This is a genomic window from Butyrivibrio sp. LB2008 (assembly GCF_000621565.1).
Taxonomy (GTDB): Bacteria; Bacillota; Clostridia; order Lachnospirales; family Lachnospiraceae; genus Butyrivibrio.
The window spans coordinates 117042-131559 of sequence record NZ_KK211308.1 but is presented as its reverse complement, the minus strand read 5'-3'; the positions used below and the strand labels follow the sequence as shown (position 1 = coordinate 131559).

The following is a 14518-nucleotide window of genomic DNA, read 5'->3' as shown; positions in this document are numbered from 1 at the left end:
TCTTTACAGCTTAAAGTTAGGGCATAATTCATAAGGAGGCGACCTAAATGACAATCAAGGAAGTTGAGGAAATTCTGGAAGTTTCCAGAGCCACAATCAGATTTTATGAAAAAGAAGGACTCATTACTCCACAGCGCGAAGGTAACCGCTATAGGGATTACTCTGATGCAGATGTTGAGAAGTTAAAGAAGATAATTATTTTCCGCAAGGCAGGTCTGTCCGTGAGTGATATCGCGGATCTTTTTGACGGTACAATAGCGGCCGATTCGGTATTTGAAGACACTCTTCAAAATCTCCGTGAGCAGATGAAAGAGCTGCAGGGCTCAATAAATCTTTGCAAGAAGATAAAAGACGATTCGCCTGAGATAGATTCTTTTAATCCGGAAATATATTGGAACTATATTGATGAAGAAGAGAAGAAGGGCAATGCCTTTCTTGATATTGCCAAAGAACTTGCGTATGAAGAGAAGAAAATATTTGCCGCAAGACTTGGATGGAAGCTCGACAGAGATGGCAATATATATGATCTGAAACAGTGCGTAATAAGTACAATTGTAGTATTGGGATGTTTTGGAGCTATTTATTGCAAAATAGAGGGCTGGAATATAAAAACCATGTTTGAGGGTATGGTGAAATATGTATTTTCAATTATTTTGGGAGCTACGTTTTTAGAACTTCCCATAATTCTTCTTGGCAAGAAATATTCTTGGTCATCGCGAACAAAGACTATACTTGGGCTAATTATAGCGTTTTTGCTCCTGATAGGTTCATGCATAGCAAATTATTATGCACATCATCCGTTGTAAGCTCTGGCAAGTAACGAGCACCGCACGGAATCATTGTGTAGAAGCTGTACGGTGCGAAAACTGGAACAAGCACCACACAGAATCATAGCGTAGAAGCTGTACGGTGCGAAAACTGGAACAAGCACCACACAGAATCATAGCGTAGAAGCTGTACGGTGCGAAAACTGGAACAAGCACCACACAGAATCATTGTGTAGAAGCTGTACGGTGTGAAAACTGGAACAAGCACCACACAGAATCATCGCGTAGAAGTTGTACGGTGTGAAAACTGAAACATGCACCACACAGGATCATTGCGTAGAAGTTATACGGTGTGAAAACCAGAATATGCACCGCACGGAATCATCGCGTAGAAACTATACGGTGCATAGTGCGAATTGTAATCTTGCAAGAAAAAAGGATGAATGGCTATAGGGGAAGTGTATTTGCCTTTGAGTAAGTTGCTACATTCAAGAGAATAACCAGTATATGGTTTTGCATTCTGCTTTCGCTCCATCTGTCTGAGCGCATTTATGCGCGAGTTTGGAGCGAAGAATGTAAAACCATATACTGGTTATTCCTTGAATGTCAACTTACGAAACGGCAAATACACTTCCCCTATAGCCATTCATCCACCTGCTTTTCAGCAAGAACTTCCGCCTGCACATTCACATACGTAACGCGATTGTGATAAAGTAGTGGATAGGAGAAATGAAACAAGTGCTACTGTCACCAAATAAGTCGACTTTATTACTTGCCTAAATTGTTATTTGTTTCGTTGTCGTCAATCGTCGTACCGCCCGGTACGACTCATTCCTTCGGCTCACAAAATAACAATTTATTCTGCGTAAAAAGTCGAGTTATTTGATGACAGCAGCACAAGGAGTGCGCATGAATACAAGGATTTTTTTATTGGAAGATGATGATGCGATAGGGGTGGGGCTTACGTACTCGCTTGAGAAGCAAAGCTATGTGGTGACGCATGTGAAAACATGTGAAGAAGCACAAAAAGAGTGGGTACACGATAAGTACGATCTTGCAATTCTTGATATTAACCTTCCGGATGGAAACGGATATGATGTATGCAAGATGATCAAGAAAGACAGTGATGTTCCCGTGATATTCCTTACTGCGTCAGATGCTGAAGTTAACGTAGTTATGGGACTTGAACTTGGTGCGGATGATTATATTTGCAAGCCGTTCAGGGTGAACGAGCTCATGGCTAGGATCAGAGTCGTGCTAAGAAGAAGCAATGCTCAAAACTATAGTGCTCAAACAGGCAATGTTGCAATAGGCAATGCCCAAAACGGCGCTTTTGCAGCAAACACATCAAACACCACGAATACAGCAATCTCATCAAATGCGGCAGAGTCATTAAACACTGCAAATCCATCAACCACAGTAAAAATCGCCACCATCACCATATACACAAATGAAGCCAAAGTCAGAAAGCTGAACACGAACACCGGAAAAGAAGAAACTGTCGAACTCACAGCTCTTGAATACAGGCTTCTTCTTGCATTCTGCAACAACAGAGGCATTGTCCTTTCAAGGAAAAGTCTTCTTGAGGATATGTGGGATGTCAGCGGAGATTTTGTGAACGACAACACACTTACTGTCTATATAAAGAGACTTCGCGACAAGATAGAAGATGACCCCGCAGATCCGCAGATCATCAAGACGGTTCGCGGACTCGGATATATTCTAAATTAAAGACACGATGTACCAAAAGCTACATCTATCAGGAGCCCGACATGCTGAAAAACAAAGACTTCCACAACTTAATAATATTCGGAATGACAGGTACACTTCTTTTTGCTGCGTGTACCTTTATTTTTGGCGGTATCATACCGGCTCTTATCACGATATTTTTTGGCGCTGTGCTCACAGCCTTTTTTGCCCATATAACAAGTAAGCGACTTAAAGCATTGGAGCAGCTTAACGAGTATCTGACAGTTGTTCTTGCGGGAGGAAAGCTTCCCGAAACACAGGAGCAGGAAGAGGGCGAAGTTTCCATACTTCGTACGAACATATACAAGGCAGCATCAATGCTGAGCTATCAGAATGAACTTTTGAAAAAAGATAAGATCAGGCTTGCCGATTCTATCGCTGATATAAGTCATCAGCTCAAAACGCCGCTCACATCAATGATGGTGATGAATGACCTTATTAAGAGTGAGGATGATCCCGCAAAACGTGAAGAATTCCTTGAAACGCAGAGTAACCAGCTTGACAGGATGAACTGGCTTGTACAGACGCTTCTTAAGCTGTCTAAACTTGACGCAGGAACAATTGAACTTAAAAAGGCAGAAATCACGGCAAAAAATCTCATATCATCAGCTCTCAAGCCTTTCGAAATTCAGATGGAACTTAAAAACATCGAAACCAAAGCAGTAACCTCCGATATAACGCTTAACTGCGACATCAACTGGACTCTTGAAGCAATAAGGAACATCATAAAGAATTGCTACGAGCACATGGAGAGTGGCGGAACGCTGGAAATTGAAGCGGATGACACCAATCTTTTTTCACGGATAACTATAAAAGATACCGGATGCGGCATAGCTAAAGAGGATATTCCTCATATATTTGAGCGCTTTTATAAAGGCAAGAATTCAGGAAAAGACAGCGTGGGCATAGGACTTGCGCTCTCAAAAGCAATAATCGAAGATCAGCACGGCGAGATCCGTGTAAGCAGTACAGAAGGCGTCGGAACTACGTTTGACATACGCTTCTACAAGACAATCATCTGATAAAAATCAAAGCCGGTATCAAAGTGACTAAACTGTAATAATAAAAGTCACTTGATTGTAATCTGCGTAAGATAACCTATTCTCATAAAGGTTTATGAGAAAGGAGACTATATGAAAATACTCGAGATAAGAAATCTTAACAAGGTATACGGAAAGGGCGAGACAAGAGTTGACGCACTTAAAAATATATCTTTTGACATTGAACAGGGGGAGTTTGTTGCGATAGTAGGTCCTTCGGGATCGGGCAAATCGACACTTCTTCATATTCTTGGCGGAGTGGATTCTCCGACATCCGGAGTTGTAAATATTGCAGGTACAGACATCGGCAAGCTCGATGAGGGAAAACTTGCAATCTTCAGAAGAAGACATATCGGTCTTATTTATCAGTTCTACAATCTCATACCGATACTGAACGTTGAGGAGAACATGACACTTCCTCTTCTTTTGGATGGGAAAAAAGCTAATAAGGAGCTTTTGAATGATCTGGTAAAAAAGCTTGGACTTGAGAAAAGATTAAAACATCTTCCGAACCAGCTCTCAGGCGGACAGCAGCAGAGAGTTTCCATAGGGCGCGCACTTATGAATAATCCGGCACTTCTTTTGGCAGACGAACCCACAGGAAATCTTGATTCCGAGAACAGTAGGGAAATTATCTCACTTCTTAGAAAATTCAACAGAGAAAACAACCAGACGGTCATCATCATCACTCATGACGAGAGGATTGCTCTTTCTGCGGACAGAGTCATAACAATTGAAGACGGCAGGATCACTAAGGATTCAAAGACAGCGGAGGTGAGCGCGGTATGAATATCATGGCTAAGCTCACTTTAAAGCATCTTTTGGAAAATAAGAAAAGAACAGTTATAACGATCATAGGAGTTGCAATGTCCGTTGCACTTATAAGTTCGATATTTATGGGTGTTGCTTCTTTTTTTGAGTTTATAGCGGACATTTCGATAAAGACATCGGGCAACACTCATGCAGCTTTCTATGAAGTGACTGGGGAACAGGCGGATGCGCTTAAGGCAGATGACAGGATCGCTTTGGCGGGAGTAAAAGACAATAATAATAAGATCTCGGGAATTCGGATAAGCAGCGACCTTGAAGAAAGGTTCGTTGTTGGAAACATCCTTCACGCCGATGAGGATTTTTACAAGGAAGTTGTAAACTCCGGCTATGAGGGCGAACTTCCTGTAAATTCATCTGAAGTTGCCGTAAATAAGAGTTATCTTGAAAAGAACGGATTAGATCTTAATGTCGGGGATACAATCTCTTTTGAACAGGGAAATCGTTACTATATCGATGAAGATGGGAAAGTTATTTATTATGGCGGAGAATACAGATCAAACGAACAATTTGAAAAGATATCCGATGAACAATGCAGGATAACCGCTATCATTTCGGAAAACAGGCCCACATCGGACTATGACATGTTAAGAGGAATGGATAAGGGCTTTTTTCCTGAGAAAAAAGATGCGGAAGTAAGGATCTGCCTGAAAAAATGCGATCATACAGCGGCAGAAGAGATAAGGAAGATTGCAGCCGAATATGGGATTGCCAAAATTGAAATTAATCAGGAATATCTTATCGGAAAATTTGCTATTGATAAAAAGAATTCAAGTTTTGCAGCATTTTTTAGAGTTCTTGGAGCAGCGCTGTTTATTGCGGTTATGACTGCGATTATTCTTATGGTTAATTCATTTGGGATGTCACTTGCTGAGAAAATGCGCTATCTTGGGATGCTTGCAAGCGTAGGCGCGACAGGAAAGCAAAAGAGGTTTTCTGTGTTTTTTGAAGGGCTTATCCTTGCTGTTGTGGGGATTCCTATCGGTATGTTTATAGGATATATGGGAACGAAGCTCACGCTTTCTGTGCTTGGAAGGGCAATTCTTGAAGCAGATATGATTGTAGGCGCGGAGGGAATGAGAGGTAGCATACCCGTTGTCTGCACGCCTCTTGTTATTTTGCTGAGCGTAGGGCTCTCTGCCGTAACAGTATTTGTCTCTTCGCTTATTCCTGCGATAAAGGCGGCCAAAGTCATGCCCGTAGATGCCATCAGACAGACAGGTACGATCAGGATAAAATCAAAGAAACTTAAGGTAAATCCCCTTATTAGAGCCGTTTTTGGCTATGAAGGCGAACTTGCATATAAAAATATAAAAAGAAACGGAATTAAGGCATTTATTATCACGACTTCTATCGCAGTTTCTGTTATAATGTTTCTTACAATAACGTTTTTTTGCGATTCAGCCGAAAGAGCCAATAAATTTGATTTCGAACTGCCGTATCAGGTTGTTGTCTCATGTTCTTACGAAGAGAAAGACAAGTTGAGACAGGCTCTTGCGGATATGGAAGGCGTTGACAAAGTATTTTCCTGCGGGATGATAACTTATAATTATAAAGAAAACAAAGAAGAGCCGGACGCTCCGATTGCAAATAAAAAAATACTGAATAAAGATTTTTTGACATCTGCTTATTCGGAGCTTGATATAGATATGATATATCTTTGTATCACGGACGATGAAGATTTCAGAGCTCTTTTGACACAGAACGGATTATCCGAAGATAAATATTTTGGCGATAATTTAAAAGGCGTTTTATTGAATAATTATTTTCATGAAGAAGGCACAGAACCTATATTTAATGATAGAATATTAGGTGAGAGAATTTTTTATGACGCAGAGGAAGGGAATCCTCCGGCAGTTGAAGTTAGTGACTTTGTAGGGTATGATAAAAATAGCTATATTTTTAAAATCGTACCCAAAGGAACGGTGGCAGTATATGTTCCCGAGTCAATATTTTATGCAAAAGATATTGAATTTATTCCGAAAGATGAGCTTACTTGTGACTTCGGTGTTGTAACCAAAGACAGTAAGGAAGTTAGCGATAAAATATTTGCTATGTTGGAAGAAGACGGGTATCATAATTATACTTGTTCCGATCTTACGGATTCATTAAATGTAATGAAGACTGTGACGCTTATATTGAAGACGGCTATGTATGGATTTACTGTATTACTTACTCTCATAGCTGTTGCCAATATAGTTAATACGATATCCACAGGAGTACTTCTCCGGAGAAAAGAATTTGCTATGTATAAATCCGTTGGGATGGCGCAAGGCGGATTTAAGAAGATGATTTTTTTGGAGACGGTATTCTATGGACTGAAAGCTCTTATGGCAGGATTGCCGATTTCTGTTATTTTGAGCTATCTGATGTACAGAGCATTGGATAAAAAGATATATTCGTTTGACCTTGATATTATGACATACGTATTGGTTGTTGTAGTGGTATTTGTGGTTGTCAGCATAAGTATGATATTAGGACTTAATAAGATAAAAGATGACAGCATTATCGAAGCATTAAAAGAAGACGTTGTGTAACTTAGAGGGGCGAGTTCTATCGGCTAAATATTTTATAAAGGAAACTGAAATGAGCAAAGTCGCGATTTTTACAATGGGAACGCGTGGGGATGTTCAGCTATATATCTATCTGGCAAGGAAGCTGATAGAAAACGGAATCGACACAATTTTAGGTACACATCCCTACTGGAAGGATCTTATCGAAAAGGCGGGAGTTAAATTTGTTCCCATAGGTTCCAATATAAATATTGAGAGAGAAATGGCTGCAATAAGAGGAAATGGCGCCAATCCCATGAGTATGGGCAGGGAATTGGACTTTATTTCCGATTTTTTCCAGGATGCAACACATGATATCTTGAATGCATGTAAAGGAAGAGACCTGGTAGTTGTAAGCCACAGCCTTATAGGCGCCGTAGAAGCACAGGCACTTGGAATACCTACAGTAAACGTAACCATTCAAAAGGATGCAATTCCGGAGAAACTCAGACAGCAATCTGTTTCTGAGAAAGTATTAGAGAACATCGGCTCCAGCCGAATTATAAAACCTTATAATAATTTACGCAAAATATATGGTCTCAGACCAATTAAATTTATTGATGAGCTAATGTCTGATAAGCTTAATCTTATGCCGATCAGCAGAACAGTAAATGACAGAAATCCCTACTGGGAAGCCAAGAACGTGGTAACAGGTTTTTGGTATGAAGATGATATGGATTTTGTTCCTGATGAAAAACTCAGGACATTCATGGAAACCGGTGATAAGGCGGTTGTATTGTCATTTGGCGCAATGAATTATGAAGATGACGCCGAAGTTGAGAAGCTTGATAAGTATATCAAGGCATTTGAAGCTACAGATACCAAAGCAATCATTCAGGGCTTTCAGAGAAGTTTGGCTACGAATTACAAACTTCCTGATAAGATCATGTCTTGTGGGGATGTGCCGCATAGCTGGTTGTTTAGCCGTGCCAGATATGTAATCCACCATTGTGGTTTCGGTACATGTACTGCAACTATGGTCTACGGAGTTCCATCTATTCCTATTCCGTATATGCCCGAACAAATAAGATATGCAGCTAAGTTAAATGACATCGGGATAGCAACAAAGATGGTAAAGACGAGTAAAGTAAGCAAAAGAGCAATTATGGATGTACTTGATGAAATGAATTCATCATATTATTTCAAGAAGGAGAAGGCAGAAGATATTTCCAAAAAGGTCAGAGCTGAAAATGGCTTGGATGATGCAGTAAGACGCATTAAAGATATTTTACACGGCTAATAGGTTCTAGGGGGTTGCAATGAAATGGAGAGTTATTTTCGCAACAGTGTTATCTACAGTTCTATTCTGTGGATGTGCCGGTAAGTCAGAATCAGCAACGGAAGTAGCGGGAGCTATGTTTTCGTACGAATCAATGGAGGAAGGAGTAGAAGAAGTGGAGGAGGCAGAAGAAGAGTCTTCTGTCAGAGTAGTTTCACAGCGAGACCTGACCGGAAGTGGTGATAGTGGCGGTTCATCAGTCACGTACATTGCTGAAGGCGAAATTGTTTCTTTGTATGCTGAGAAAGCGCGTTTCTCGAATGCGGCAAAGTTTGAAGGAGATTGGCAAAGAGTTGAACTTGAATCAGATTCGGCGGGTGATATCCGTATAACCGATCAAAATAAAGAGGGTTTTTCTTTTGAAGGTTTCTTCGTTTATGCCATGAATACAGGTGATTGTAAGGGAACAGCATATTTTGTTTCTTCCGATACTGCAATAGCTTGTATTGATGAAGCTTCAGAAACATACGTAGCATTCCACAAAGTTGGCGGAACGCTGTATATATCACATATTGGAGATATTTCTACTATGGATATGGATGTAACGCCCGATGGCGAATATATTAAGAGCTAATAAAAAGGCTTCGCTTGGATCAAATCCGAGCGAAGCCTTTTTTGATAATTACTCTTCTGAAGATGCTGAGAAGCGGCTGACTTCTTCCTGCAGACGTTCGGATACTTCACGGTTACTTTCGGAATCATCGTGGATTGTTGTAATAGAAGCAAGGATTCCGGTCGTGCTTTCCGTTGCATCGGAAACACCTGTTGTACAGTCACTTATAACACGTGAGATATGATCGATCTGTTCGGCCATTTCTCCCATAGTTGAGTTAAGAACTATAGTATTTTCATTGACTGACTTAAGTACCTGATTGATATCTTCAGCATCCTGATAGTATTGCTGTGCAACATCTTCAAATTCATCGTAGTCTGCAAGAACTGATTCACTTACGTATGTAAGCATCTCATTTGAATCTTTTGCAAGTGATTCTACTGCGGATATAACCTGGTTACTGATCTCCTGGATTGAATTAGCTGTATCTTTACTGTGCTCGGCGAGCTGTCTGATCTCGTCAGCAACAACCGCAAAGCCTTTTCCTGCATCGCCTGCTCTTGCAGCCTCTATTGAAGCGTTGAGAGCAAGGAGGTTGGTCTGCGAAGCGATTGAAAGAATATCTTCTGTAAGAGTCTGGATCTGTGCAACGTTCTTGCTGTCTTCAATAGAACTTTCAAGGCCGTCTTTGATGGAAGATACCATTTCATTTGTAGAATTTCTCTTTTTCTCTGTATTTTCACGAATAACAGTGGCATGGTCCTTTATATCGGATACACGCTGATTTCCTGCTGCTACCTGATCGGAAACCTGGCCAACGGCGCTGTTTACATCTTTTGCTCCGTTATTAAGAGAAATGAGGGTACTGTTTGCAGTTTCCATACTTGCCGTAAGTTCCTCCATAACAGCGGATACATTGCTGACATCCTCTTTGGAGGTATTTACAAGACCGACGGTATTTTCAACCGATGAATAGATATGACCTGACTCTGATTTTATCTTTGCTATGATATCCTGAAGGGTTGCAAGGAAGTTGTTGATACCCGAAACCAGTATACCGACTTCATCATCCGAATGCTTTACGAGCCTGCGGGAAAGATTGGCATTTCCTGCATTCATTGCGGAAAGAATATCGTTAAGTTCTGTCGAAGCAGAACGCAAAGGTGAGATGGACTTGTTAACAACATAGATTCCTATGATCGATACAAGTATTGAAAGGATGGAACCGATTATGATTGATTTTTGAACGCTTTTTTCTGCTGCTTTTAAAGTTGCTTCGTTTTCGTCTACTAGAGTTTGCAGCTGTTCTTTCATAAGATTAACGTTCTCTTCGTACTGCAAGATTGCTTCATGGCAGTTTGCAAAGTACAGATCATAAGATTCTGAGAATTTCTTTGCATAGAACATTGTTTCCATCTCTTTATATGTAGAAAGAAACAGACTGCCTGCTGAATTCATTATCTGATATTCTGATGAGAAATCAGGATTATTAACTTTTTGTACCTGCACGCCGAGATCGGTCAAAGCAGCTTGCAACGCTTCCTGCTCGGGCTTTCCGGGGTCAACCATTGAAGCGACGCCATCATCTGTATCCAAAGCGCCTGTAGGAGCCATTGCCTGAACGAGGAAGAATCTTTTTACCAGATTCTGGAGATTGGTATTGGCATCTCCGAAATCTCTCTCGATTGCAAGATATGTTCCGGACATGGTATTTGCAGCTTGAACAGCACTTCGGAAACTAATTGCGATGAGAACAACGCCAATTATCATTACTAATGCCAGTAGAAAGAAACAAGAAAGAATTTTAGTTCTGAGACTCTTAATCATATAGTGCCTCCTTATAAAGAGGATGTACGGTTTTTAGTTGTTATATTCTCACATTATCATTGTTTCTTAGGGTAAGCAATAGATGCGAAACTTATTTTTCTTTTTTTTAATGATATTATTATATTCTCATGGTCATCAGCTCGGATAAAAGAATATTGGCGGCATCCGCTTTACTCATTATGCCAAGTTCTTTTTCACCGGAAGCTGTAATCAGAGTAAGAACGTTGGTGTCTACTTCGAAACCTGCACCTTCGACCTTTAAATTGTTGGCACATATCATATCGAGATTCTTTTTCTCAAGTTTCTTTCTGGAGTTCTCCAAAAGATCCTTTGTTTCCATTGAAAAACCGCACAGAATCTGGCCTTTTTTCTTATTTTTGCCAAGATATGCAAGAATGTCATCGGTTGACTTAAGCGGAATGGAAAGGTCACCTTTTTGCTCACTCTTTTTTATCTTGTCATCGGCGTAGGTAGCGGGAGTGTAGTCTGCGACGGCAGCGGCTTTTATAATGATATCCTGATCGCCGGATCTTTGTGTGACAGCTTCGTACATGTCTTTGGCGGAAGTGATGTCGACAAAATCAAGGTGAGAAGGAACCTCCAGATTGGTCTTGCCTGAAACGAGAGTGACATGAGCTCCCCTGCGGGCAGCGGCTGTTGCGATTGCATAACCCATTTTGCCCGAAGAATGGTTCGTTATATAGCGGACAGGATCGATTGATTCTCTGGTCGGTCCTGCTGTGACGAGAAGATTTATCCCTTCCATATCTTTTGGACAGGCGATTTCATATATTATCTCATCAAGAATCTTTGCGGGCTCTTCCATACGGCCTTTTCCGACAGTTCCGCATGCAAGGAAGCCTTCGCCCGGAGTTACTATAATATAACCGTAGCTTTTAAGTGTCTCTATATTTTTCTGTGTTGTGGGATTTTCAAACATCTTGGTGTTCATTGCGGGGGCTATGATCTTTTTGCAGGTGCAGGCGAGAGCTGTTGTTGTGAGCATGTCGTCCGCGATACCGTTTGCAAGTTTTGCGATACAATTGGCGGTTGCGGGCGCTATAACAAGAACATCTGCCTTATCGGCAAGTGCTATGTGTTCAACTTCCATGGGATGATTGCGCTCAAAAGTTCCCGTGATGCATCTTGTATGCGTAAGTGCTTCAAATGTAAGCGGAGTGATAAACTCAGTAGCATTCTCTGTCATTATGACATCGACATTTGCGTGCGCTTTTATGAGCTTTGAAGCAAGATCAGCTGATTTATATGCGGCAATTCCGCCGGTTACACCAAGAATTACATTTTTTCCCTTTAACATCTTTTCTCCAATCATATAATCTCATATACTTCGGCCGATCATGATGATGGCCGGTGCAGTTGTTTTTCGTAAATTCGATTTGAGTATAACCCGAATTTATCAGGGCTGTAAAGGCAGGAATGAGCCTGTTTAATATTTATGAAAAAAAGTGTTGACATTTCAAATTGCATACAATATAATTGCATTAAATCAAAACAAAGATTCGTTGATGTTGTTTCAAACGGAGGTCAAAATATGGGATTTTATGATTATTCGGTAACTGATGCTCAGGGTAATGAAGTTAAGCTTGATGCTTATAAAGGAAAAGTGGTTCTTGTAGTCAATACTGCTACAGGTTGCGGATTCACACCTCATTACAAGGATATTGAGGAAATGTATGAGAAGTTCCATGATGATGGATTCGAGGTTTTGGATATTCCCTGCAATCAGTTTGCGGGACAGACATCCGGAACAGATGAGGAAATCCACGAGTTCTGCCAGCTCCACTACAATACTAAATTTCCTCAGATGAAAAAATCTGATGTAAACGGTGAAAACCAGCTTCCCGTATACAAGTTTTTGAAGGAGCAGAAAGGCTTTGAGGGATTCGGTAAGGGCGCAGCAGCTATGGCCATGAGTGTAATGCTCAAGAAAATCGACAAAGATTACAAGAATAATCCTGATATAAAGTGGAATTTCACCAAGTTTGTAATAGACAGAGAGGGCAACGTCGTTGCACGCTTTGAGCCCACTCAGAAGATGGAAGATGTAGCTGCATATGTCGAGAAGCTCATCTGATAATTTTAGGTAAAAAGCCTTTACCGGCTTTTTATATGCACCCCGGCGGAAATGAAGTTTTTATTTTTCGGGGGCATGAGTCACAAGCGACTCATTACATACATAATACCTCTAAATCTCTTAAAAAATCTCATCGGATTAAATATCTCCCGTCCGATGGGATTTTTTACTTGCAAAAAAAAACTTCTGTGATATATTTATGGTGCGCGGTATTTGGCATGAGCTGAAACTGCAGCATTTATTTAAGGAGAATAAAAATGGATAGTACATCATCACTTGGCCGCAAGACTGAGGAGTTAGGCGGACTGAGCAAAAAAACGCAGTACATGGTGGAGACTGCACTTCTTGTTGCCGTTACCATTATCATGGGTAACACTCTTTTAGGCACAATTCCCACACCTTTTTTGAAGATTTCAATTGTAACCGTTCCGGTTGCGCTCGCAGCTATGCTGATTGGACCTGTTGCAGGCATTATCTGTGGCCTTGCATTTGGTATCAACAGCTTTATCGGTGCGCTCAACGGATCAAGCGGACTTCTTTCAACACTCTTTACGATAAGTCCTTTCGGAGTGTTTGTTACAGCGATTGTTGCCAGAGTTCTTGATGCAGCGGTTACATCATTTGTTTATAAGTTTGTACATAAGGGCAAGCTCAAGATAGCTTCCTATTATATTGCAGGAGCCATGATGCCTCTTCTTAATACAGTATTCTTTATGGGCTCACTTTGCCTGTTCTTCTTTAATACTGAATATGTACAGGGACTTGCAGCCAATTACAATGCTACAACACCTATGGCATTTGTTATCGGAATGGTAGGTGTTCAGGCAACAGTTGAAGCCGTTATAGGATGCGTTCTTGGCGGAACACTTGCTATGGTGCTTTCTAAGGCACTTCACAGGGGATAAATTAAAAGGCGATTTTCATGAGCAGAGTTTTGGCTGTAGATATCGGTAATTCAAATATTGTCATAGGTTCTTTTGAAGAATCTGATTACACGGAACTCGGAAGACTTAAGTCTGACAGGAATCTATCGGAAGATGAGATTTGGGAAGGGTTTGCGAATCTGATACATAAGGCGGGGTTAAAAGAAAATTCTTTTGACGGCTCGGTTTTATCAAGCGTTGTTTCTGAGATGACGGATAAGACGGCAGGGGCGCTTAAGAAGATAACCGGAAAAGATACCATGATTCCAAATACCACAATGAACACAGGAATAGATGTATCAAATTATGACACTGCCTGCCTTGGTTTTGATCGGATAGCAGACCTTGCGGCTGCTGTTTCCGAGTATGGGAGTCCCGTAATGGTATGTGATCTTGGAACCTGCACGACAATAACGGTTGCGGATGGAGATGCCAAACTTGTAGGCGGTATGATATGTCCCGGAGTTCAGCTTTCACTTGATGCAGAGGCACAGAGGACATCGAAGCTTCCACAGCTTTTTGCGCGAAAGACGGATATACTTCTGGGGACGGATACTGAGTCCAATATGATATCGGGAGCTGTAGCGGGTACCGGAATCATGCTGACCGGTCTGATAGACCGCGTTACAAAAGAGTATGGTTTTGATGATCTCACAGTTGTCGTAACAGGGGGAAATTCAGAGACCGTAGCGCAGTGGATAGATGCGGAAGTAATAAGAGACCCGGATCTTTTGATGCGCGGTTTGCTGACGATATATAACAAAAATAAATAATGGATATTTTGTAGAAGCTGTCACTTTATTTTATATGTGTGACAGCTTCTTTTTTCGATTATAGACTTCTTTTCAAGACGGCAAAAGAGGTCTATAATCAGATAGTCGAAATGAAAAAAGTTTTTGGAGGAA

12 protein-coding genes are annotated in these 14518 nt (G+C 40.9%); 10 read left to right on the top strand and 2 right to left on the bottom strand.

Going from position 1 to position 14518, the window contains the following annotated elements; genetic code table 11:
- Window positions 1-47: 47 nt before the first annotated feature.
- The 7 genes from T356_RS20660 (at window position 48) to T356_RS0116950 (ending at window position 8789) form a co-directional block, all read left to right on the top strand.
- Window positions 48-806 (top strand): MerR family transcriptional regulator, encoded by a 759-nt coding sequence (locus tag T356_RS20660; protein ID WP_051563525.1) that lies wholly within the window; start codon window positions 48-50, stop codon window positions 804-806.
- 870 nt (window positions 807-1676) lie between these two features.
- Window positions 1677-2498 carry a response regulator transcription factor gene (locus tag T356_RS0116975; RefSeq protein WP_026515539.1) on the top strand — a complete coding sequence of 274 codons (822 nt, stop codon included), beginning with the start codon at window positions 1677-1679 and terminating at the stop codon, window positions 2496-2498.
- A gap of 41 nt (window positions 2499-2539) precedes the next feature.
- A complete protein-coding gene (locus T356_RS0116970) occupies window positions 2540-3538 on the top strand; it encodes a sensor histidine kinase (protein WP_026515538.1) in 999 nt (332 codons plus the stop codon).
- A 111-nt stretch (window positions 3539-3649) separates the two neighbouring features.
- Window positions 3650-4345, top strand: a complete 696-nt coding sequence (locus T356_RS0116965; RefSeq protein ID WP_026515537.1) for an ABC transporter ATP-binding protein — start codon at window positions 3650-3652, stop codon at window positions 4343-4345.
- Window positions 4342-6921 (top strand): ABC transporter permease, encoded by a 2580-nt coding sequence (locus T356_RS0116960; protein ID WP_026515536.1) that lies wholly within the window; start codon window positions 4342-4344, stop codon window positions 6919-6921. Before T356_RS0116965 ends, T356_RS0116960 begins: the two co-directional genes overlap by 4 nt.
- A 49-nt stretch (window positions 6922-6970) precedes the next feature.
- Window positions 6971-8176 (top strand): glycosyltransferase, encoded by a 1206-nt coding sequence (locus T356_RS0116955; protein ID WP_026515535.1) that lies wholly within the window; start codon window positions 6971-6973, stop codon window positions 8174-8176.
- Window positions 8177-8195: 19 nt separating this feature from the next.
- Window positions 8196-8789 carry a hypothetical protein gene (locus tag T356_RS0116950; RefSeq protein ID WP_026515534.1) on the top strand — a complete coding sequence of 198 codons (594 nt, stop codon included), beginning with the start codon at window positions 8196-8198 and terminating at the stop codon, window positions 8787-8789.
- 48 nt (window positions 8790-8837) lie between these two features.
- Here the strand turns inward: T356_RS0116950 and T356_RS0116945 are convergent, their stop codons facing one another.
- Both T356_RS0116945 and coaBC read right to left on the bottom strand, forming a co-directional pair.
- The gene (locus tag T356_RS0116945; protein ID WP_026515533.1) at window positions 8838-10595 is read right to left on the bottom strand and encodes a methyl-accepting chemotaxis protein; all 1758 of its coding nucleotides are present in this window, start codon (window positions 10593-10595) and stop codon (window positions 8838-8840) included.
- Between the two features lie 118 nt (window positions 10596-10713).
- Window positions 10714-11913, bottom strand: a complete 1200-nt coding sequence (gene coaBC / locus T356_RS0116940; protein ID WP_026515532.1) for a bifunctional phosphopantothenoylcysteine decarboxylase/phosphopantothenate--cysteine ligase CoaBC — start codon at window positions 11911-11913, stop codon at window positions 10714-10716.
- 234 nt (window positions 11914-12147) lie between these two features.
- Between coaBC and T356_RS0116935 the strand changes: the two genes are divergently transcribed.
- The 3 genes from T356_RS0116935 to T356_RS0116925 all read left to right on the top strand — a co-directional run bounded on the left by T356_RS0116935 (window position 12148) and on the right by T356_RS0116925 (window position 14386).
- Window positions 12148-12690, top strand: a complete 543-nt coding sequence (locus T356_RS0116935; protein ID WP_026515531.1) for a glutathione peroxidase — start codon at window positions 12148-12150, stop codon at window positions 12688-12690.
- Window positions 12691-12947: 257 nt separating this feature from the next.
- Window positions 12948-13595, top strand: coding sequence for an ECF transporter S component (locus tag T356_RS0116930; RefSeq protein WP_026515530.1), 648 nt, complete (start codon window positions 12948-12950; stop codon window positions 13593-13595).
- Window positions 13596-13612: 17 nt separating this feature from the next.
- Window positions 13613-14386 carry a type III pantothenate kinase gene (locus T356_RS0116925; protein WP_026515529.1) on the top strand — a complete coding sequence of 258 codons (774 nt, stop codon included), beginning with the start codon at window positions 13613-13615 and terminating at the stop codon, window positions 14384-14386.
- The last annotated feature ends 132 nt before the right edge of the window (window positions 14387-14518 follow it).